This is a genomic window from Lyngbya sp. CCY1209, from assembly GCF_055795065.1.
Genome location: NZ_JAYFER010000517.1, coordinates 13,651 through 32,023, shown reverse-complemented (window position 1 = coordinate 32,023; position 18,373 = coordinate 13,651). Strand labels below are relative to the sequence as shown.

Below are 18,373 nucleotides of genomic sequence, written 5' to 3'. Positions count from 1 at the left end.
CCCCAAAATGATGACAATTACACTGCAAGCGAGAGATCATAAGAATGGTAGGGGCAAGCCTCTGCGCTTGCCCGGAAATTTGAAATGGTGACAACCCTATAAGGTTGCCCCCACAGATAATACAGATAATAAGAGTTGTAGGGGCAAGCCTCTGCGCTTGCCCGGAAATTTCAAATTGACAAGCGATCCGCGATAGTTAACAATTATCAATTATCAATTCTCAATTTCCCCCATGCCCTCCCCCCAACCCCGCAAACGATTCGCCCAGCACTGGCTTCGCAGCCCCGCCGCCCTCGATCGCATTCTCAAAGCCGCCGATCTGTGCAAAGACGATCGCATCCTGGAAATCGGGCCGGGGACGGGCATTCTCAGCGATCGCCTGCTGGCCGAGGCCGGGGCGGTGGTGGCGGTGGAAATTGACCGGGATCTGTGCGGGCGGCTGGTGAAAAAATTCGGAAATCGCGAGAATTTCCTGCTGCTGCAAGGGGATATTTTGGATTTAGATCTCGATGCCAATTTGGCGAATTTTCCCCCATTTCAAAATCCCAATAAAGTCGTCGCCAATATCCCCTATAATATTACCGGGCCGATTTTGGAGCGACTGCTGGGAACGATCGCCGCACCGAACCCGGAGCCCTTCGAGGCGATCGTGCTGTTGGTCCAGAAGGAAGTGGGCGATCGCATCTGTGCCCGCCCCAGTTCCAAAGCCTTCGGGGGCCTGTCGGTGCGGGTGCAGTACCTCGCCGAATGCGAGTGGATCTGCCACGTCCCCGCCAAAGCCTTCTATCCGCCCCCCAAGGTCGATTCCGCCGTCGTCAGGCTGCGTCCGCGCCCCATCGCCACCCCCGCCCTCGACCCGCAATTTTTGGATCGGTTGGTGAAACAGGGGTTTTCCAGCCGCCGGAAAATGTTACGAAATAATTTAAAAAGTCGGGTCGATCGCGATCGCCTGACCCAATTCCTGGAACAATTAGAGATTAACCCCCAAGTTCGCGCCGAAGATCTCGGTGTGGAACAGTGGGTCAACCTGAGCAACCTGTTATTTTCCAGCCCACCGCCGCCCGACGGCGAAGACTCGGCGGAAGTCGGCGAGAAGCCCCAGGAAAACCAGGAGGAATCTGACATATAAAATGAGGGCGCAAGCCTTGCGCCCCTACAATCTGAAATTACCCAATGCGTTCTTACTCCCTGATTGCCCCGGCGAAAATTAATTTATACTTGGAAATTATCGGCGATCGCGCCGACGGTTTCCACGAGTTGGCGATGGTTTTGCAAAGTATCAGTTTGAGCGATCGCGTCACCATCAACCCCATCGGTATCGACGCGATAACCATTCGCTGCAACGATCCCACCATTCCGAGCGATCGCACCAACTTAGCCTACCGCGCCGCCGCCCTGATGGTGGACCAATTTCCCGACATGATGGCCCGCCACGGGGGCATCGAAATCGACATTCACAAACAAATTCCCGCCGCCGCCGGACTCGCCGGGGGGTCCACGGACGCCGCCGCCGTTTTTGTGGGGTTAGATTTGATGTGGGATCTCGGTTTGACTCAGGGAGAATTGCAAACCTTCGCCGCCCAAATTGGTTCGGACGTTCCCTTTTGCATTTCCGGGGGGACTGCTTTGGCAACGGGGCGGGGAGAGGTGCTTTCCCCGCTGATGAATTTAGATCATTTGTATGTGGTGTTGGCGAAATATAAAAACTTGGCAATTTCCACACCTTGGGCGTACAAAACCTACCGCCAGCAATTCGGTCACACCTACGTTTCCGCCCCCCAAGACCTGCAAAGTCGGCACGATCGCGTCCATTCCGGATCGATGGTTTCGGCGATCGTGAAGCGGGACGGGGCAAAAATCGGCCGGTTGTTGCACAATGATTTAGAGAAAGTCGCCCTCCCCGAATATCCCCAAATTCAAGCCCTACGAGATGCCTTTGCCGCCCAAAACGTGCTGGGAACGATGATGTCCGGTTCCGGGCCGACGGTGTTCGCCCTGGTGGCAAATCAAACCGAAGCCGATCGCGTTTTGGGGGCCGTTCGCGGTCAAATGGCAGACCCGGATCTGGCATTTTGGACGGCTCAATTTGTCCCCAACGGCATCCATTTGGCTTGATGTAAAATTGCAGAATATCGGAAATTAAATTATGTCTGAAAAACCATCCAAATCCAATCCCGAAACGGTCGATAATTCCGCCCCCGATCTGGCGTCCGCCAACCCGCTGCGGGCGATAATTGGGGGGTTAATTTCCGGCGGATTTGCGATCGCCCTCTATTCCCTCACCGCCTCCATCGCGACCACTTTCGCCAACAAACCCATCACCTCCGACAACCAAACCGCCATTTCAATTTCCGCCGCCGTCCGCACCCTGGTGGTGGGGGGTTGCGCGTTGGGGACGGGAATATTTGCGATCGCTTCCTTGGGTTTGTTGGCGTTGAGCGTTCAAATTCTATTCGTCCGTCTGAGACAAAAAGAGTCTTAAAAAGACCTGTCGATGATGTGGGGAAACCGGGTTTCTAGAAGCCTCTCAATTTCTCACCCAAACTTCCCATAGAAACCCGGTTTCTTTGTCAAACTCTTCAAACCGTAACCGCCGCGATGCCGCCACCGACCAACCAAACAATACTGAGCAGTGCCAAATAAAAGATAATTTTCTCGACAATTCCAGTTTTTTTGCCGTGGTCGTGATGTCCGCCGTGCCCTTCTTCTTCCCGTTTCTGACCGAAATTCAACCAGGCGAGAAAGCCGGTAATTGCCAGAAAAATGAGATTCAGCCAGAAGGTATAGTCGATCGCGAACCGTTCGCTTTGAGCCGCACTCTGACCCGTCGCTTCCGGCAACAAACCGAACAGGGAAAAACCGTAGTGCAGAAGCAGGGAAGTTCCGATCAATGCTGCGAAAAACACCCCCACAATATAAAGCGCCAATTTCCAGCCGTAATATTTGGCGTTAATCCGAATGACGGGAAACACCACCAAATCGCTGAAAATAAAAGCCATCACCCCCGCAAAACTGACCCCGTTGGCGAATAAAATCGAGGCGAGGGGGATGTTACCCATCGAACCGATAAACGTGAAAAATGCTGCCACGGGGCCGACGATGGTATGTTCCAAAATGGCAAAAAATCCGGGGGAGGTATCCAGCCCGGAACCAATGAATAGTGTCTGAAAAAAGGATCGGGGGACGAAGGCTGAAATAATGCCCGCAATGGTAAAACCAAAGATAACATCCTTCCAGACCATCTTCCACTCCATAAAATATTTTTTGGCGACCTTTTTCCAAGCCTGTTTGCTTTGAATTTTCTCTTTCCAATTGGGAACATCCTGTTGGTTTTCTTCCGTCCCTTCCTTTTCGTTCAGCCGCCTCCGCACCTTTTTAATCAATTCCTTTGGGCGGGTGAAGCGGACGACCTGCCACGTCAAGAGAATCAGGATAATTCCCCCCAAATATTCCCCGACGACGAACTGCCAGCCCAGGAAGATGGCGATAATAAATCCCAATTCTATCACCAAGTTTGTGGAGGCTAACAAAAACGCCAGGGAGGGGACAAAACCTGCCCCTTTTTTAAATAATGATTTGGTCGATGCCAGGGCGGCGAAACTGCACGAACTGGAAATAAATCCGAAGAACGTTCCCAGGGCGATGCTCTTTTTTCCCGCCTCCCCCATCGTCCGCTGCATACGTTCGCGGGTGACAAAGACTTGAATGGCACTGCTAATAATATAACCGAGAATAAACGCCCACAGCGCTTTCCAGAAAAAACTCAACGAAGTCAGTACGGCGTCGCTGTATTGACTCCAAAATCCACTTTCGTTCATTTAACATAACTGAATTCGTCTGAGAGCAACTTTACGGAAATGCGCGATCGCCCACATCTGCCTTTAGAGATAAACTCTTAATATCGACACCAATCTAAAACCATAGGTTGGGTTCTTGGAACGAAACCCAACACGGTCAAATTCAAATAATAATTGATAATTTACGGCAAATTATTGATAATCAGAAAGTTCGAGTCCGACGATTTTCGGAGGAGCGAATCGAAATTTTTCCCGATCCGCCCTCCCAAAAAAGTTTAATTGTCAATTGTTCATCCTTCATATTCCGTATCAATTTCGACATCCAGCGTCTCTTCATCGATGCGAATGTAGAGGATGTTAGGGCGGCAGCAAACCTGACAATCTTCGACGTAGGATTGCTGTCCCCCGGCGCTGAAATCGACAAACGTCACATTTTCTTCCCCGCAGTAGGCGCAGGTGTATTCAGCCGTATTTTGCATGGTTTTCGCATTCGGTTTTGGTGACTTCGTGGCGGTAGCGGAACATATCTTCGAGGCGGGAATAAACCCACCATCCCAGCCAATTGTCGATCGCCGGGCCGCCGGGTATACTGAAGGCGATCGCATCCGTCAGCCGCGTCTGGCCGTCTTCTTCGGAAAACTGGTGTCGGTGAACCCACGACGCCATCGGGCCTTCCCGCTGTTCGTCGGTAAACAGTCGCCCGGGGACGCACTCCGTGTGCACCGCCACCCACTTCACCGGCACCGGGCCGAGGAAAATCCGAAATTCGGACACCGCCCCCACCTCCAAACCGCCCTCCCGGCGGACGATTTCCACGGGTTGCCACGGTGGGGTCAGCAATTCTAGGATATCGGATCGGGCGTGGAAGTCCCAAACGAGTTCGACGGGGGCATCGATGAGGGAGGAATATTTGAAATGCAACATGGTAACTGGATTCGGGATCGACTCTATTTAAACTTAACGTGTCGAAATGGGTATCGATAGTTAGTATCGAGTCGGTAACTACAATTGACTTAAAGCCCCCAGAATTGGGGGTTTGGGGGCCAGATATTTTTCGGACGGTGCGTTCCCACTCATCTATTGTCGGTCCACCGGGTCAGCCCGAGTTGGGAACACACCCTACAATTGACTTGACGTGTCGAAATGGGTATCGATTTTTACCGAATTATTTCGGCAAATTGGCTAATATCGGTGAATGCTACCGTTGCCACCTCGATCCCACAGACGTCTATGCGCCTAGAGCAGCTTCAAGCCTTTTTGTGTGTCGCCGAAACTGGGAGTTTCCAGCAGGCGGCACGCAAATGCAGTGTGACACAATCCACCATCAGCCGGCAAGTGCAGGGGCTCGAAGCGGAACTCGGTTTGCCGCTGTTTCACCGCAGTGCCCAGGCGAAATTGACCGTGGGGGGGGAGCGATTTTGGCCCTACGCCCGCAAAATCTGGCAGGCTTGGCAGAATGCCCGGGAAGAGTTGAGCGCCTTGCTGGCGGGAGAACAGCCCGAATTGTGCGTCGCCGCCATTCATTCCCTGTGCGCCTCCTATTTGCCGCCGGTGTTGCGGAAGTTCGGCTACGCTTTCCCGGAAGTGCAGTTGCGGGTGACGGCCTTGGGGAGCGATCGCGCCCTGAAAGTGTTAAAAGATGGGTTGGTGGACGTGGCGATCGTCATGAATAACCGCTCGTTTACCACCGGCGTCGATCTGTTGGTGGATGTTCTCTACGAAGAAGCGATCGAAGTGTTGATGGCGAAAAACCATCCCCTGGCGCGATATACTCACATCCCTTGGACTGAGTTAATCCGGTATCCCCAGGTGGTGTTTAAAGATGGCTACGGGATGCAGCGGCTGGTGCAGGAAAAATTCGCCCAGGCGGGCGCCGAATTGAAGGCGGTTTTGGAGTTGAATACGTTGGATGCGTTTCGGGGGATCGTCCGCCAGGGGGAAGTGATCGCCCTGCTGCCGCGATCGGCCCTGGTGGAGGCCCGCACCGATCCGACCCTAGCCATCCGGGGCATCGATGCGGCGGAGGTCAATTCCAACGGCAATTCTCGGTCATCTTATTTTAGTGGGTCCGAATCCACCTGGACTCGGGAAGTGGCGATCGTCACCACCCGCGATCGCATCCAAATTCCCCCGATCGAATATTTCTGGAAACTCGTCCACGAATTGATTCCCCCCGAGATGGATTCGGAGTTGGAAGAAATCGGTCTGAAATGTTTGATCGGGTGATGGGGGCAATACCAGACCGGTTTCCTCAAGTTGAATAGGGTTCAAATCTGCGGCTGTCATAGTAGAAGGTCAAAAAATTATCGTCATCGGTGATCACGCCGAGAACGATATCCAATGGTTCGAGAAAATAGGGACTGCCTGATTCGTCGTTGGGGTTGGTTATCGGTTCATCTAGTATCGAAATGACGATCGCGGGTTGGTGCCGGCGGGGAAGTTTTCGATTTTTCAAGTCTGTTTTCCACTTGACGATTTGCCCCACTTCAAATTCCTCTTTGCTGAGGAAGTTTTCGCCGGCTAATTTGAGGCGATCGAGATACTCCTGGCCGTAATTTTTGTTGTCTTCAAGATCCGGCGTTGTCTCCATCATATTTGTCAAAAGTTCGGATAAAAGTTCTTGCTGTTCGCTTGTCATCTAAAAGTCCTCCGAAAATTGTCTCGAATCTAGCATGATCGGATATTGATAGAATTGTTTCAAATCAGGCGATCGCTGGAATTATTATCAATTCTTTGGTTGACAAAATTAAACTTTCCACCTCCATCTAACTCTCTCCTTTGTTTGCCATTATTATATTGAAAAATTTTCAAGATCGACCGAATTATATCGCTAAATTCTTTCAGGCGATTGAGATTGTCTAGAATTTCTTCATTCACCCAATCATCAATTCGCTTCAAATCTCAGTCGATCGCTGAGATGAAAGCGTTGTGCAATCGCCCTTCAACGCCGCCAGTTCCCGATCGCGCTTCTGGACGATTTCCACCAAATTCAGAATCACCCGCGCCAACGCCCCCAACTCGTCGGAGCGATCGGCGACTTCTTCCAAGCCCAAATTATCCGCCTGAAAACTATTATTTTCGATCGCCGCCGCCAAAGCCGCCGTCACATAATAAATGTGCTCCAAATCCTCCGCACTCGCCCGCTGCCGCCGTTCAAACGCATCCATCACTTGATTGTAACGAACCGCGATATGTCCGATTTCCGTGAACGGTTCCACCGGCACCCGCAAACTCAAATCGTTGGTGCTGGCTTGGCGATCCATCACCTCAAATAAATCGTAGGTTTCCGTTTTCGCCCGGTGTTCGGAAATATTGAGGCCCATTTCCTCCTCTTCCGGGGAAATTCGCAGGGGAGAAACTCGGTTGATAACCGTCAAAATACCCCAGGCAACGCCGAAGGTCCAGACGGCGACGACACCGACTCCAAAAAGCTGAATTAAAACCTGCGTCCCCCGACTCAATCCCGTTCCAATTAAATCCAATTGTCCGAATAACGCCACGCACAGCGCCCCCCACATTCCGGCGCCGCCGTGCACCGCGAAGGCATCCACCGCGTCGTCAATTTGCCGGCGGACGAGGAGTCGGGACACCAAAAGGGCGATCGCGGCACCCGTGGCCCCCACGATCCCCGCCAGGGGAGTCGTCACGGCGTTGCAACAGGCGGTGATCGCCACCAAACCCGCCAGAGAACCGTTGATCAACTCCTCGACGTGGATGGTGCGATGTTGGGCACCGCTGAGGACCGCCGCCATCATCATCCCCCCCACACCCGCCAGAACCGTATTCACGACGATGCCGGGCACCTGGTTATTCAACGCCAGGGTGCTGCCGCCGTTGAAGCCGATCCAACCGAACCACAGCAGCAGGGCCCCCAACACGGAAAAGGGCATATTTGCCCCCTGAATGCGGTGGGAATTGCCGGGGGAAAACCGTCCTTTGCGGGGGCCGATGATCGCGATCGCGGCCAGTCCCGACCAGGCGCCGACGGCGTGCACCACGGTCGATCCGGCGAAATCAATAAATCCCAAATTGCCCAGCCAACCCCCCGAATTTCCCGGCAAAATATCGTTCCAAACCCAGTGGCCGAACAGGGGATAAATCACCCCCGACACCAGGGCAGCGATCGCCAAATAGCCGAAAAACCGCAGCCGTTCGGCCGTCGCGCCGGAAACGATCGTGGTCGCCGTGCCGCAAAACATGGCTTGAAACAGGAAAAATACCGCCAATTTGGGGTCATCGTTCAACGAGGGAAACCAGCCAGACGTGCCGAACCATCCCCCCGCCGACGCGCCGAACATCAGCGCATATCCGAAGGCCCAAAACAAACTCACCGATACCCCAAAATCCGCCAAATTTTTGACGGCGACATTGATACTATTTTTGGATCGGGTCATCCCAGATTCCAAACACATGAACCCCGCTTGCATCAAAAAAACGAGGCCGGAACACAGCAGCATCCACAGGATATCGATCATGAATTCAGCATCCTTTGACGAGAAATATAATAACGTTGCAAACCGTATTGATTGGCAAATTCTGGCAGCTTATCCCGGTGGCCGATGACGATCAACGTGTCTCCGCGATCGAGCATTTGGGAGGGGTGGGGGTGAAACTTGATGCGGCCGTCGGCGAACCGCAGCGCGATGACGATAAATGCACCCCGACTTCGGACTTGAAATTCCATCACCGTTTTACCGATCGCCCGGGAAGATTCGGAGATTTTCAGTTCTTCCATCTGCACTTCCACGTTGGCGAGAAGTTCGTTTAAATAACTGCGTTCGTCGGCCCGATTTAAAAAATCCATTCCGGTGGGGCGGGTAATCAAATTTGCCATTTGAATGGCGCTGATGGTGTCGGGCAAGACGATATGATCGGCCCCCGCCAGCCGCAATTTTCCCTCCGTCGAGGGCAGTTCTCCCCGCGCCAAAATTTTTAGTTTAGGGTTCAATTCTCGGGCGGTGAGGGTGATAAAAACGTTGGCTTTATCGTCGGGCAAAACCGTCACCAAAGCCGCCGCTTTATCAATTCCCACGGCTTCCAAGGTGGTTTCGTCTGATTCTTCACCCCGATAAGTTAAATAGGCGGCGGCTTCCGCCACTTCAATTTGTTCGGCGCGGCTATCGACAATCACGAAGGGTTGTTTGGCTTGGTCGAGTTGGCCCGCCAAGACTTTTCCCATGCGATCGAAGCCGCAAATAATGACGTGATTTTGCAGGTTGGCGATGCTGCGCTGTTTGCGCTGGGTATCCAAGGCGCGGTGGATTTCCCCCTCCGTAATCATTTGTACGAATCCTCCGACAATGTAAACCGCCGAAGTGGTTCCGGCGATAATCACCAGGATGGTGAAGACTTTTTGGAAGGACGTTTCCAGGGGTTTGACTTCCCCGTAGCCGACGCCGAAAATGGTGATCACGACCATGTAAATGGCTTCCAGGGGAGTCCAGCCGAACCCGATATAGCCGAGGATTGCCACGGCGATGGTGGCGGCGAGAAAGATGACTCCGGTGAGGATGCGGTTGGCTGACCCTTGCATTGTCCCGACGGGTGAGAATTCTCGCCAGTCTTAGCACATTTGGGACAATTCGGACAGTGCCGGGGGTTACTTTTTGGCGATCGCGCGTCGGTGGGGTGTGGGGAAATGGATAGGGTGTAGGGTGTAGGGTGTAGGGTGTAGGGAAGAAAGAGATTTGATATGACATTAATCCCCAATTTTTACATCGATCCAAAAGAGTTGAATTAACCCCACTCCGGTGAGTCCGGCGACGATCGCCCAAGTCAGCATCAAACCGAACACTTCCCCCAAAAAAAAGCCCGTCAACTCCCGCAAAATGCCCCCCAAAACCCACCCGAGCGGCAGTCCCACCCCCCAACACAGCGGACTCGCCAACACCCACCGCCAGCCCCCGAAAACCGAGTTTCGGATCACGAGCCACTGGCACAATCCCAGCCAAATTCCGACTTTAACCCCCTCGATCAATCCGTATAAAATTCGTACAGATATCGCCGGCGTGCGGGGGGCCATCCAGCCGATCGCCCCCAGGGGACTCAACCCCAACAGACACCAGGCGATCGCGGTCATTCCGATCCACCGCCACGGGTGAGAAATGTAATTCCGCAGGACGAACCACTGGGCCGTCCCCACGCTCAACCCCCCGATCGCCCCCACAAAAGTCCCCACATGGGGACGTTCCCCCACCTGCACCCACAGCAAGCTGAGGAGGAACCCGGCGAGGGTGACGGCCGTCCACTGCGTCCAAAAGTCCCGTTCTGTCTGCATCTGGAGCCGATCCGGGTCACGACTTGGAAAACCGGTTCCAGCGGAAATGGCCGATGAGGGGATCGGCGCGACCCGAGTACACCCAGTCCGCGACGATCTCGGCGGTGGCGGGGGCCAGCAAAATGCCGTTGCGGTGGTGGCCCGTGGCGAGGGTCAAGTTGGGAAAGGGGCTCGGGCCCAGGATGGGCAGTTCGTCGGGGGTGGTGGGCCGAAATCCCCACCAGAATTCCTGGATGGGGAAGTCGCGCAACCCCGGATACAGCCGCATCGCTTCCGATAGGAGGGTATCGATGCCGGCGGGGGTGAGGCTGTTGTCGAAGCCGACATCTTCCACGGTGGCCCCCAACACGATCAACCCGTCCCGGCGGGGGACGATGTAGATGCCGGACCCGAACAAAACCTGCCGGACGGGGAGTTTCGGAACCGAGTCGGGGACTCGCAGGGAGAGCATCTGGCCTTTGATCGGACGGACGGGAATGGAGAGGAGTTGACCGCACCAGGCCCCGGCGGCGAGAATGTAGTGGTAACCCGCGATCGCACCCCCGTCAGTCGCCACATTCTGCACGGCTTTGCCGTCGGTGACGATATCTTTGACGGCCACCCCTTCTTGCACATCGACCCCCAATTCCCGGGCCGCACTGAGGAGCGATCGCATCAAATGGCGGCGGTTGTCCACCTGGGCGTCCTTGGGAAACCACCAGGCCCCGGCGACTTCCGAACTCAACCCCGGTTGATGCTCATCGAGCTCCGCACCTTCAAGCCAGATGGCGGGAGAGTCGGGAGTTTGGGGCAGTTCCACACTTTCGGGGCGATCGTAAACCGGGGCAAGGATGCCGCAGGGCCAGTATCCCGCATCCGAACCCGTGATCGCTTCGAGTTTCTGCGTCCAACCTTCGTAGAGCGATCGGCTGCGGAGGGCCAGATCTCGCAGGGGACTCGGGGGAATTCTCTCCGCCTGGGGCGCCAACATCCCCGCCCCCACATAACCCGCCGCCTGTTGAGAATGGCGGCTCAGGACGGTGACGCTCGCCCCCCGCATCTTCAGTTCGAGCGCCACCGACAAGCCGATTATGCCGCCACCCACAATGATGATATCGCTTCGCCCACCCATCACGGTGATACCCATTTCGATTTGAACATCCCCGATTGTAGCGAAAATGTGGGGGGAAAAATGGGAGTCGGGATTTTGGGAATCGAGATTCGGGGAAGCATCGATAATTATCAATTGTCAATTCTCGCCCGGTTCCCCCCAGCCCGATGTACCTCACGAACCGGGGAAGCGCGATCGGGCGGCTCCATTCACTTTTGACAAACGATCCTTATGATTTCAATCTAATTTAGATCTTTTCAAAAAATTGTTTTTCGCCCGTTTTTTGCGGACTGATCATGAAATCTACGCCCGGAAACAAAAACGATCTTCAATCGTCGTTGAAAGTTCTAAGATGCGAAGATAATAGACGATCGCAATTCGGCCGTCAATTGGATGGGAGTGACGGTTCGACGGTTTGAAATCGAGTCAGTTGTGGAGAAAAACTGAAATGAATATTTACCGAGCTTTGGCCATTCTTGTTGCCGCCCTGTCGGTGGGAATATCGCCCGTGGCCCCGATCGCGATCGCCCAACGAGTGCCCGGGGAAGCCCTGGAAATCGTGCAGGCGGGCAATGGGGTCTATTCCCTCAACAGTCGCTTTCGGGAATTCATCACCGCCGCCTCCGTCACCATCGACGACGACGGCAATGCGGAACTGACGTTTTGGGATGAAAATGAAAACCCCGTCACTTTGACGGGGGAGGTGACTCGCTGGGTTCCCTTCGGGGTGAAAATCAGCGTCACGGGGGCGAATATTGCGGACTTGAGGGGGACGGCGGATGTCCAGTTTTCCACCGACAATGCGATCGGTTCGATTTTCGTCGCCGGGACCCTGAATGGCGATCGCTTTTCTATCAATTTCAGCCAATAAAATTCAGACGGGGACGATCAGCAGGGGGTAGGAACCGCTGTTGAGAATGGCCGAGGCGACGCTGCCGTAAAGCACCTTGGCTAGACCCGTGCGGCCCAGGTTGGTGATGGCAATTAAGTCGGTTTCGATCTCGTCGGCGAGGGTGAGAATGCTTTCCGTGGGCCGGCCGTACATCAGATAACCTCGGGCGGAGAATCCCTGATCGCGAAGTTGGTTTTGCAGCTTCAGGATGTATCGTCGGGCTTCGCGAATTTGTTCGAGTTTTTGATGTTCCCCCAATTGAGAAAACAGGTTTTTGGAAACCAATTCTTCTTCGAGCTCGGTTTGCAAATCTCCGAAGGAGGTGACTTGATGGGTGGTGCGGACGACGTGCAAGAGGACGATCTCAGCCCCGTGGTGGCCGGCGATCGCCGTGACGTGTGCGATCGCCTTCTCCGCCCGCACGGAGGTGTCCAGGGGCAGCAGGATGCGATTGATGCCTTTCCAGGCCTGGGGTTGGGGGGAACGGGTCAGCAGCAGGGGGCACAGCGCCCGGTTGAGGACGCCGGAGGAGACGCTGCCGTACAACACCCGGGCCAACCCCGACAACCCCCGGGAACTCATCGCCACCAGATCGGCCCCCACCATCTGCACCGCCTGCAAAATGGAATCGACGGCAATTCCTTGCAGGAAAAGCGTGTCCGCCGCCAAGCCGCGATCGCGAAAATACTGCTTCCACCCCACCAGGTAATCGCGGACGTGGTTCACCTTCTGCGACGGAAATTCGACTTCCATATCCTGGTCGATGTCGAGGACGGCGCTCCGAATCAGGGGTTCTACCACCCGAGTTAAAACGATCTTGACATCGGCCCCCGTCGCCAACTGTTCCACGTAGGGAACAATCGTTTCCGAGAGTTCGGAACCGTCCAAAGGAACCAGAATTTTTTGATACATCGTCCTGTCCTCTAACACGTTAGGGTGTGCTCGGTGGGGAAAATTATCAATGCTCAACGATCAATTCTCAATTAATTTTCCCCCGTTTCCTCCCGCCGCCGGTGGATTTTCGGTGGCTTGCAACTTTCGGGCTTCGAGTTCCGCCGCATCTTCAGCCAACCCCCGATAGAGGCTGAAACACATGACCAGCAGCACGATCGCGAAGGGCAAACCGGTGGCGATCGCGGCCGTTTGCAGGGCTTTCAACCCCCCGCCCAGCAGCAACACCGCAGCGACGACCCCCTCCGTCACCGCCCAAAAAATGCGCTGGGGAACCGGGGAATCCAACTTTCCGCCGGAGGTGAGATGATCGACGACGAGGGAGCCGGAGTCGGAAGAAGTGACGAAGAACGTCACCACCAAAACCACCCCCAGAAAAGAACTCAACCCGGTGAAAGGAAAGTTCTGCAACATCACGAATAAAGCCGTCGCCACATTTTCCTGAACCGCCGCGCCGAGGTCCCCCACCCCATCTAAAATCAGCTTCAGTGCCGAGCCGCCGAACACCGACATCCACATAAAAGATAGCAAAGACGGAATGAACAAAACGCTCCAAATAAATTCCCGCACCGTGCGGCCCTTGGACACCCGGGCGATGAACATCCCCACGAAGGGCGACCAGGAAATCCACCATCCCCAGTAAAAGATCGTCCAGGACTGCTGCCATCGGCCGCCGTCGAAGGTTTCCGTCCAAAAGCTGAGGCCGGGAAAAATGGAGGCGTAGTAGCCAAAATTCTGCACCAAAGAACTGAGCAAAAATAGGGTCGGTCCGGCCAACAACAGAAACACCAGGAAGGCGGCGGCGATGTAGATGTTGATTTCGCTCAGGAAGCGCACGCCGCTGTCCAATCCCGCCACCACGGAGGCGGTGGCGAAACTGGTGATGATGGCGATGAGAATCACTTGCACCCAGACGGTATCGGGGGAGTCGAACAGGAAATTCAACCCGGCGCTGACCTGTTCGGCGCCGAAGCCGAGGGATGTCGCCAAACCGAAGAGGGTGGCGAGGACGGCGAGAATGTCGATCGCATTTCCGGGCCAGCCGTAGATTCGCTCTCCCAAAATCGGATAAAAAACCGAGCGGATGGTGAGGGGGAGGCCCCGGTTGAAGGCGAAAAAGCCCAGGGACAGGCCGACGAGGGCGTAAATTCCCCAGGCGTGGAGTCCCCAGTGGTAGAAGGTGATCCCCATCGCCGCCTGGGCTGCCGCGGTGCTGCCGTCGGCGACGTTTCCGAAGAAGGGGGCCGGGTCGCCCAAATGGTAGACGGGTTCGGCCACGCTCCAAAACATCAGGCCGATTCCCATTCCGGCACTCAGCAGCATCGCGAACCAACCGAAGGTGGAAAATTCGGGTTTGGCATCCGGACCGCCGAGGCGGATTTTGCCGTATTTGCTGAATGACAAAATAACGACAACGCCGAGATAGATATTGGCGACGAGGATAAAAAACCAACCAAAAATATTGGAAACCGTGTTTTGAATTGCCTGGAATATTTGGTCAGCCTGTTCTCGAAATATGAGGGTCAATGCGACGAACAGGACAATTAAAGCCGCCGAACTGATTGCCACTTGGGGGTGAAGATCGAACCCCTTGCCTTTGATATTGGTATCGCCCGGTACGCGATGTCTCTTCTTGGGGATCGTCTCAGGTCGCGATCCTTGAGAACTCATAATTATTGCTCTCCTTCGCTTGATTTATTTCTATCCTGACATCGATCGCGCTATCTGGCTACCGGAAATCCCGTGGGAAGCGATAATTTTGCAGAAATATCGGGAATATCGGCGGGGATTTGGGGCGATCGCCGATCGCCCCGAATCCCCGAACCCGACTCATCGGACGACTGTTTCGCGATCGCTCATTTGAATTTCTGTCTCCGCGATCGGAAGATTGTTAAAATCGGGGTGGCGGCGATCGATTTGGCGGGCTTTTTTGGCAAACCCATCGAACAATAGATGCCAAAATTTCAACTGCCGGAATGCCTGCTGGGGGTCGGAAAGGTGGGTTTCGGGCAAAGACTGCCCCATTTCTTTCAACACCAAACCCAGGGGAACGTTAATTTCATCTTGCAGTTGCAGACAGCGGCAAAACATCGGCGCGTAAGCGGAGATTAGGGAACCGACGCCCCCCCGCGCCTGCCCCCAACCGATATAGTACAATCCCTTATAATCGTCCAAAAATGTACCGCCGTAACATTGGACGGTTGCCCCCTTCACCCGCCGCAATTCCGGGGGTAAAAAGGGATAGGACAGGTGATAACCCGTCGCGCAGACAATTAAATCGAAGGTTTCCCGGGTGCGATCGCTAAATTCCACTTCCCAGCCGTCCAACCGACTCACCCCCGGCTTGGGCGCGATCCGGCCGTGTTTGATATAATAAGGAACCTCATTATTTAATGTCGGATGTTTCTCAAAAAGTCGATAACTCGGCTCGGGCATACCGTAACTTTCATGTTTGCCAAATGTCAGCCGGATGATGCCGTAAGTTATCCACCGCTGCAACCATTCCGGCATCCACCAGCGAACCAGATCGGAAACGGGAACCCCCGCGAAAGACTTGGGAATAAACCAGACGGAATTTCGCAGGCTCAAAACCGATTTTTCGCCCACCCGCGCCGCCTCCGCCGCCAGGTCGCACCCGGAATTGCCGCCGCCGATGACCAACAGTTTTTTCCCCTTGAGTTGGTCGGGATGTTTGTAATCTTTGGAATGGATAATTTCGCCGTTAAATTGTCCTTCAAATTCCGGCAAGCGCTTGCACCAGTGATGTCCATTGCAGATCAAAACGCCTTTATAAATGCGCTTCTCCCCGTTCTCAAATGTCACCTCCCACAGATTATTTTCGACGGGACGGACGAGGGCGACGGTGCGCCGCAGTTCGATATTTTGACGCAAATTAAAATGGTCTGCGAACTGGTTCAAATAGTCCCGCATTTGCTTCGCACTGGGAAAGTCCGGGTAATCCTCCGGCATGGGAAAATGGGTGAATTGGGTGATTTTTCGGGATGAAATGATGTGGGCGGTTTCATAAACGCCGTGATACCAATTGCCGCCGATATCGTCGCTGGCATCGACTTGGTCGTAGGGAATCCCGGCGGCTTGCAGCCCTTGTGCCATTCCCAATCCGACAAAACCGGCGCCGATTATTAAGTGTTTAGTTTCGGTTTTTGATACAGTCATTTTTTATCGCGATCGACAATAATATTATTGGCCAACACTGAAATTCGATCTAACAAAGAGGGGGCGTACCGCTTGGCGAGATGAATTAAATTCCCCGTCCGGTCTGGAAAGACGTGCAGTTTATTATATCGAATTCCTTTTAAAGTTGCCTTCATGACTTCGGCCGGATCGGTTAGCCAACCATCCGGCAAATCTTTCAAACTGTCGGCGAGGGTTCCATATTTTTCGGATTTGAGAATGGGGGTGCGGCTGAAAAAGGGATAGACGGCGGTGACTTTGACGTTGTAGGGTTTGACTTCATCAAACAGGCTTTCGCTGAAGCCCCGCAATCCGAATTTGCTGGCGCAATAGTGCGCCAAACCCGCCCTGCCACTCCAACCGGCGACGGAGGAAATATTGACGATATGACCCTGTTTTCGGGCGATCATGTCCGGCAAAAATTGGTTGGTTAAGCGCAGGGGGGCGAGGAGATTAACCTGCATCAGGGTTTCCCATTTTTCGGCGGGAACTTCGTCCGATCGCCCGAACAAACCCAGTCCGGCGTTGTTAATTAAAATGTCGATGGGGATGTTTAAGGATTTGATGCGATCGCCCAAAATTTCGCACCCCTGCTGATCGGACAAATCCGCCCCAAAACAGGCGATTATATCCCCGGATTTGACTTCATTTTGGATGGTTTCCACCCGCTGCCGGAGGAGGGTTTCGTCGCGATCGCTCAAAATTAAACGGCCCCCCGCAGCCAACAACTGGCGGGTCAATTCTTGCCCGAATCCCCCCGCCGCGCCGGTGATCAAAATTGTGGCATTCTTAAATTCGGTCATGTCAAACTTTTGGAGATCTCAGCATCGTCAATAATAGCAGCCACCAGGGGAGGTTGAGGTCGGGAATGAACCGGGCGTAATGTTGCAATTTCGGCCGCAGCATCGGCAGTAAAAAACGCAGCGATCGCAGCGAAACCGGGCGATCGCCATCTTTGTCGGTTAACCCATATTTTTTGGCGAGTTCGGCAACAATTTGCACCCGTCCCGTCCGCTTCATGATATCCGCATCGGCGGCTAAAGCGGCGATCGCCCGTCCGGTTAATAACGGTGTTTCCCAATTGTAGCGATCGCGCATCGAACGAATTTGAGCCGAATCTGAGGTCGAATTTTCTGCGTCCATTTCCCCCACCACCCGCAAAATTTGTTCGGTTCCCACAATTCCCGGCCACACCGAAACGGAGGCGACATTGTAAGGTTTCAATTCCGTGGCGAAGTCGGCGGCGAGGCGATCGCAAGCCGATTTTCCGCTCCCGTAAGCCGCTCCAAAAATGTAGGATAATCCACCCCAAGAGGCGATCGTGCAGATCAGCCCTTCGCGGCGTTTTACCATCAGTCTCGCCGCCAAAACTCCGGCGACATAGTGACTCCTCAACCCGACATCGTTCACCCGGTCCCACAGTTCCGGTTCCGCCTCCCAAAAGGGTTTCCCCCCCAATTCGCCCAAGGCGCGAACCCCGCCGAAGACATTGTTCACCAACAGGTCCAACCGTCCCTGCTGCTCGTTTTCGATGCGTTCAAACAGCGATCGCACCTGTGCGTCATCCCCGTGATCGACCGCGATCGCGATACATTTCCCCCCGGCTTTTTCCACTTCCAACTGAGTTTCCTGCAAGCTCCCCCCGACGGCATCTTTCGCCTCGGAAAAACTGCGTCCGGTGATATAAACCGTCGCCCCGGCTTCTCCCAAACCAATGGCGATGCCTTTCCCCAGTCCCCTCGATGCCCCCGTCACCAGGGCAATTTTTCCGTCCAATTTTTTCATAATATAAATAATGAATGATTTTATCGCCCGTTGTTGCGCTTCAGCGCCACCGATCGCGCCCAATCGAAAACCAAAAACAATCTATAGCAGTGTGAAATGATGAGTGAAAACTCGATCCGGTCAAAGCCCCCAGAATTGGGGGTTTGGGGGCGCGACCATTTACAAATGGTTTCCGATCGCTATATTTTTAATGAGACATTTTTTTCGGAATATTATTCTACAATAAATCGATCATTTTGTCAAATCCAAAGATTGCCAGAATTGCGATCGTCCGAAATCCGAAATCCGAGCGCGGACCCCCCGGCCATCGGACAGAAAGTCGGCGATCGCGCCAAAAACAACAAACCCCAGCGGAAAACCGGGGTATACTGGAACAGGAGTCGAAC

Annotated in this window: 19 protein-coding genes; 5 read left to right on the top strand and 14 right to left on the bottom strand. The window is 54.1% G+C overall.

Going from position 1 to position 18,373, the window contains the following annotated elements; genetic code table 11:
- The first annotated feature begins 232 nt into the window (after positions 1-232).
- The 3 genes from rsmA to AC0QHF_RS16855 are packed head-to-tail and all read left to right on the top strand — an operon-like array spanning position 233 to position 2,482.
- Complete coding sequence (rsmA, locus tag AC0QHF_RS16865) at positions 233-1,129, top strand: 16S rRNA (adenine(1518)-N(6)/adenine(1519)-N(6))-dimethyltransferase RsmA (protein WP_324705394.1); 897 nt, start codon at positions 233-235, stop codon at positions 1,127-1,129.
- Between the two features lie 44 nt (positions 1,130-1,173).
- Positions 1,174-2,115: a 4-(cytidine 5'-diphospho)-2-C-methyl-D-erythritol kinase gene (gene ispE, locus AC0QHF_RS16860; protein WP_324705393.1), complete on the top strand. Its 942-nt coding sequence runs from the start codon at positions 1,174-1,176 to the stop codon at positions 2,113-2,115.
- A gap of 31 nt (positions 2,116-2,146) precedes the next feature.
- Complete coding sequence (locus tag AC0QHF_RS16855; protein ID WP_324705392.1) at positions 2,147-2,482, top strand: DUF3082 domain-containing protein; 336 nt, start codon at positions 2,147-2,149, stop codon at positions 2,480-2,482.
- A gap of 97 nt (positions 2,483-2,579) precedes the next feature.
- On the opposite strand, the gene AC0QHF_RS16850 is transcribed toward AC0QHF_RS16855, so the two are convergent.
- The 3 genes from AC0QHF_RS16850 to AC0QHF_RS16840 form a co-directional block, all read right to left on the bottom strand.
- Positions 2,580-3,818 (bottom strand): permease, encoded by a 1,239-nt coding sequence (locus AC0QHF_RS16850; protein ID WP_324705391.1) that lies wholly within the window; start codon positions 3,816-3,818, stop codon positions 2,580-2,582.
- Positions 3,819-4,087: 269 nt separating this feature from the next.
- Positions 4,088-4,276, bottom strand: coding sequence for a CPXCG motif-containing cysteine-rich protein (locus AC0QHF_RS16845; RefSeq protein ID WP_324705390.1), 189 nt, complete (start codon positions 4,274-4,276; stop codon positions 4,088-4,090).
- Positions 4,260-4,721, bottom strand: a complete 462-nt coding sequence (locus AC0QHF_RS16840; RefSeq protein ID WP_324705389.1) for an SRPBCC family protein — start codon at positions 4,719-4,721, stop codon at positions 4,260-4,262. Before AC0QHF_RS16840 ends, AC0QHF_RS16845 begins: the two co-directional genes overlap by 17 nt.
- A 306-nt stretch (positions 4,722-5,027) precedes the next feature.
- Here AC0QHF_RS16840 and AC0QHF_RS16835 point away from each other — a divergent pair, with 306 nt between their 5' ends.
- Complete coding sequence (locus AC0QHF_RS16835; RefSeq protein ID WP_324705388.1) at positions 5,028-6,023, top strand: LysR family transcriptional regulator; 996 nt, start codon at positions 5,028-5,030, stop codon at positions 6,021-6,023.
- A gap of 25 nt (positions 6,024-6,048) precedes the next feature.
- On the opposite strand, the gene AC0QHF_RS16830 is transcribed toward AC0QHF_RS16835, so the two are convergent.
- The 6 genes from AC0QHF_RS16830 to thiO form a co-directional block, all read right to left on the bottom strand.
- Positions 6,049-6,435 carry a hypothetical protein gene (locus AC0QHF_RS16830; protein ID WP_324705387.1) on the bottom strand — a complete coding sequence of 129 codons (387 nt, stop codon included), beginning with the start codon at positions 6,433-6,435 and terminating at the stop codon, positions 6,049-6,051.
- Between the two features lie 59 nt (positions 6,436-6,494).
- Entirely contained in the window at positions 6,495-6,695 is a 201-nt protein-coding gene (locus AC0QHF_RS16825) for a hypothetical protein (protein WP_324705386.1), read from the bottom strand.
- A complete protein-coding gene (locus AC0QHF_RS16820; RefSeq protein WP_324705385.1) occupies positions 6,692-8,272 on the bottom strand; it encodes an ammonium transporter in 1,581 nt (526 codons plus the stop codon). The genes AC0QHF_RS16825 and AC0QHF_RS16820 overlap by 4 nt, the downstream gene beginning before the upstream one ends.
- A complete protein-coding gene (locus AC0QHF_RS16815) occupies positions 8,269-9,330 on the bottom strand; it encodes a potassium channel family protein (RefSeq protein ID WP_324705384.1) in 1,062 nt (353 codons plus the stop codon). The genes AC0QHF_RS16820 and AC0QHF_RS16815 overlap by 4 nt, the downstream gene beginning before the upstream one ends.
- Positions 9,331-9,495: 165 nt before the next feature.
- Positions 9,496-10,074 (bottom strand): hypothetical protein, encoded by a 579-nt coding sequence (locus AC0QHF_RS16810; protein WP_324705383.1) that lies wholly within the window; start codon positions 10,072-10,074, stop codon positions 9,496-9,498.
- 16 nt (positions 10,075-10,090) lie between these two features.
- Entirely contained in the window at positions 10,091-11,200 is a 1,110-nt protein-coding gene (gene thiO / locus AC0QHF_RS16805; protein ID WP_324705382.1) for a glycine oxidase ThiO, read from the bottom strand.
- Positions 11,201-11,612: 412 nt separating this feature from the next.
- Between thiO and AC0QHF_RS16800 the strand changes: the two genes are divergently transcribed.
- The gene (locus AC0QHF_RS16800) at positions 11,613-12,035 is read left to right on the top strand and encodes a hypothetical protein (RefSeq protein ID WP_324705381.1); all 423 of its coding nucleotides are present in this window, start codon (positions 11,613-11,615) and stop codon (positions 12,033-12,035) included.
- A 3-nt stretch (positions 12,036-12,038) separates the two neighbouring features.
- Here AC0QHF_RS16800 and AC0QHF_RS16795 read toward each other — a convergent pair whose 3' ends face one another.
- The 5 genes from AC0QHF_RS16795 to AC0QHF_RS16775 form a co-directional block, all read right to left on the bottom strand.
- Positions 12,039-12,968, bottom strand: a complete 930-nt coding sequence (locus AC0QHF_RS16795) for a universal stress protein (RefSeq protein WP_324705380.1) — start codon at positions 12,966-12,968, stop codon at positions 12,039-12,041.
- Positions 12,969-13,028: 60 nt separating this feature from the next.
- On the bottom strand, positions 13,029-14,678 hold the full coding sequence (locus tag AC0QHF_RS16790; protein ID WP_324705379.1) for a BCCT family transporter: 1,650 nt from the start codon (positions 14,676-14,678) through the stop codon (positions 13,029-13,031).
- 159 nt (positions 14,679-14,837) lie between these two features.
- Positions 14,838-16,184 (bottom strand): flavin-containing monooxygenase, encoded by a 1,347-nt coding sequence (locus tag AC0QHF_RS16785; RefSeq protein ID WP_324705378.1) that lies wholly within the window; start codon positions 16,182-16,184, stop codon positions 14,838-14,840.
- Entirely contained in the window at positions 16,181-17,005 is an 825-nt protein-coding gene (locus AC0QHF_RS16780) for an SDR family NAD(P)-dependent oxidoreductase (RefSeq protein WP_324705377.1), read from the bottom strand. The genes AC0QHF_RS16785 and AC0QHF_RS16780 overlap by 4 nt, the downstream gene beginning before the upstream one ends.
- Position 17,006: 1 nt before the next feature.
- The gene (locus AC0QHF_RS16775) at positions 17,007-17,987 is read right to left on the bottom strand and encodes an SDR family NAD(P)-dependent oxidoreductase (RefSeq protein WP_324705376.1); all 981 of its coding nucleotides are present in this window, start codon (positions 17,985-17,987) and stop codon (positions 17,007-17,009) included.
- Positions 17,988-18,373: the final 386 nt, after the last annotated feature.